This window comes from Kluyvera sp. EC_51, assembly GCF_019584505.1.
GTDB lineage: Bacteria > Pseudomonadota > Gammaproteobacteria > Enterobacterales > Enterobacteriaceae > Kluyvera > Kluyvera sichuanensis.
This window is the reverse complement of sequence record NZ_VDAG01000091.1, coordinates 1-2,310: the sequence shown is the minus strand read 5'-3', so window position 1 is coordinate 2,310 and position 2,310 is coordinate 1. Positions and strand designations below refer to the sequence as shown.

The following is a 2,310-nucleotide window of genomic DNA, read 5'->3' as shown; positions in this document are numbered from 1 at the left end:
TTCATGGAGAGGAGCAATTTGTCTCAGCCGATGCCGGCTACCAAGGAGCGCCACAGCGCGAGGAGCTGGCCGAGGTGGATGTGGACTGGCTGATCGCCGAGCGTCCCGGCAGGGTAAAAACCTTGAAGCAGCATCCGCGCAAGAACAAAACGGCCATCAACATCGAATACATGAAAGCCAGCATCCGTGCCAGGGTGGAGCACCCGTTTCGCATCATCAAGCGGCAGTTCGGCTTCGTGAAAGCCAGATACAAGGGGCTGCTGAAAAACGATAACCAACTGGCGATGTTATTCACCCTGGCCAACCTGTTTCGGGTGGACCAAATGATACGTCAGAGGGAGAGATCTCAGTAAAAACCTGAAATAACGCCAGAAATGGTGGAAAAAATAGCCTAAATAGGCTGATTCGATGTGTTTGCGGGAAAAAAATCGGCCCAGATCCGCGAAATTTTAATCAGCGAGTCAGCTTGGGAAGAAATGACCTGCTTATTCGCACCTTCCCTAAAGATAAATTGTTTACCGCCGAAAAAACATTGCCCCACAAAATTAACTTTCAAATAACCTGCAAGGGATGCTCACGATGTCCTCTCCAACCTATGTCACCCAGAATGAATATCCTCTGGACGATGACACCACCTTAATGTCTACCACAGACGTCCACAGCTACATCACCCACGCCAACGACACCTTTGTTCAGGTGAGCGGCTATCAGCTCGATGAGCTGACGGGCCAGCCGCACAATATGGTGCGCCATCCCGATATGCCAAAAGCTGCGTTTGCCGATATGTGGTACACGCTGCAGCAGGGCGAGCCGTGGAGCGGGATTGTCAAAAACCGGCGCAAAAACGGTGACCACTACTGGGTGCGTGCTAACGCGGTGCCGATGGTGCGTCGCGGGCAGGTGACGGGCTATATGTCGATTCGCACCAGAGCCACAGCGGAAGAGATCGCCGCCGTGGAGCCGCTCTACCGGGCGCTGAACGACGGGCGCTGTAAAAAACGTATTCACAAAGGGCTGGTGGTGGGAAAGGGCTGGCTGGGTAAACTCCCGGCCATGCCGCTGCGCTGGCGCGTGCGCAGCGTGATGGCGGTGCTCTTTGCCGGACTCGCCGCCACGCTGGCCGCCACCTCCGCAGGCTGGTTACCGCTTGCCGCCGCTGCGGTGGTGATGCTGATGGGAACGCTGCTGTTTGAGCAACAGATTGTCCGCCCGATAGAGAATGTGGCGCGACAGGCGCTGAAGGTCGCCACCGGCGAGCGCAACAGCGTGCAGCATCTTAACCGCAGCGATGAGCTGGGCCTGACGCTGCGCGCGGTAGGACAACTTGGCCTGATGTGCCGCTGGTTGATCAATGACGTGTCGAGCCAGGTGGTGAGCGTCCGTGACGGGAGCGACAGGCTGGCGCAGGGAAATGAAGATCTGAACGATCGGACCTGTCAGACCGTCGCGAACGTGCAGCAGACCGTCGCGACAATGAACCAGATGGCCGCGTCCGTTCAGAGTAACTCCGAGACCGCCGCCGAGGTGGACAAACTCTCCGTGGCTGCGAGCAGCGCGGCAACGAAAGGGGGCAATGCGATGCAGACCGTGGTTAAAACGATGGATGATATTGCCGACAGCACGCAGCGCATTGGCTCGATTACCTCTCTGATTAACGATATCGCGTTCCAGACCAATATTCTGGCGCTGAACGCGGCGGTTGAAGCGGCAAGGGCAGGGGAGCAGGGCAAAGGGTTTGCCGTGGTCGCGGGCGAAGTACGCCATCTTGCCAGCCGCAGCGCCAGTGCGGCTAACGATATTCGTAAACTCATTGATGCCAGCGCCAGCAAGGTGCAGTCCGGCTCTGAGCAGGTTTACGCCGCGGGCCGTACGATGGATGATATCGTTGTGCAGGTGAAAAACGTGACCCAGCTTATCGCCCAGATCAGCCACGCGACCTCCGAGCAGGCAACCGGCTTATCAGAGCTAACCCGTGCGGTAGCTGAACTCGACAGCATCACGCAGAAAAACGCCGATCTGGTCGAGGAGAGCGCGCGCATTTCGGCCATGGTGAAGCACCGCGCCGGACGCCTTAAGGATGCGGTGACCGTGCTCCATTGAGTGAGTCATGTTCCAAAAAAGCCGTTTATACCGTAGGGAATAAACGGCTTTTTATTTTTCTGATTGTGACTATTAATGGGGTTTATTGTTAATTTAGGTAATGACTCCAACTTACTGATAGTGTTTTATGTTCAGATAATGCCCGATGACCTTGTCATGCAGCTCCAGCGATTTTGAGAACGACAGTGACTTCCGTCCCAGCCTTGCCAG

General features: G+C 56.1%; 3 protein-coding genes and 1 pseudogene. 3 read left to right on the top strand and 1 reads right to left on the bottom strand.

The window, feature by feature from the left end:
• The 3 genes and pseudogenes from FHC49_RS16805 to FHC49_RS16800 form a co-directional block, all read left to right on the top strand.
• Positions 1-353, top strand: a 353-nt coding sequence (locus FHC49_RS16805; protein ID WP_220440363.1) for a transposase, incomplete at its 5' end; no start/stop codon positions are given.
• Positions 290-499 (top strand): annotated as a pseudogene (locus tag FHC49_RS24765) (hypothetical protein); the annotation flags it as partial. The gene FHC49_RS16805 and the pseudogene FHC49_RS24765, both read left to right, overlap by 64 nt.
• 80 nt (positions 500-579) lie before the next feature.
• Positions 580-2,100 (top strand): PAS domain-containing methyl-accepting chemotaxis protein, encoded by a 1,521-nt coding sequence (locus FHC49_RS16800; protein ID WP_052905521.1) that lies wholly within the window; start codon positions 580-582, stop codon positions 2,098-2,100.
• A 111-nt stretch (positions 2,101-2,211) separates the two neighbouring features.
• Here the strand turns inward: FHC49_RS16800 and FHC49_RS16795 are convergent.
• Positions 2,212-2,310: IS1 family transposase (locus FHC49_RS16795; RefSeq protein ID WP_220423053.1), on the bottom strand; the 99-nt coding region annotated here is incomplete at its 5' end.